We start from the raw sequence: 372 nt of genomic DNA, 5'->3' as shown, positions 1-372 counted from the left end.
GATCGTGGTTGGGATCTGGGTTCTTTGGTGGATGTGACGGGGGGGCGTCCTGATTCGAGTTATGTGGATCAGGGTGGGTTTTTGTATGGGGCGGGGGAGTTCGATCCCGGGTTCTTTGGTATCAGTCCGAATGAGGCGTTGACGATGGATCCTCAGCAGCGGTTGTTGTTGGAGGTTTCGTGGGAGGCGTTGGAGCGGGCCGGGGTGGATCCTCGTGGTCTGCGTGGCAGTTCGACCGGTGTGTTCGCCGGGATGATGTATCACGACTATGTCTTCAACAGTGCGTCGGGGGCGATCGCGTCGGGGCGTGTGTCGTATGTGCTGGGCCTGGAGGGGCCGTCTTTGACGGTTGATACGGCGTGTTCGTCGTCG

Annotated in this window: 1 protein-coding gene; it reads left to right on the top strand. The window is 59.9% G+C overall.

The features are described from left to right. Positions 1-372 (top strand): beta-ketoacyl synthase N-terminal-like domain-containing protein (locus tag IEJ02_RS48050; protein WP_191070541.1); only part of this gene is annotated, 372 nt, incomplete at both ends.

Origin of the sequence: Streptomyces sp. 5-10, assembly GCF_014712245.1 — a bacterium.
GTDB lineage: Bacteria > Actinomycetota > Actinomycetes > Streptomycetales > Streptomycetaceae > Streptomyces > Streptomyces violaceusniger.
This window is presented reverse-complemented; position numbering and strand designations above follow the sequence as displayed.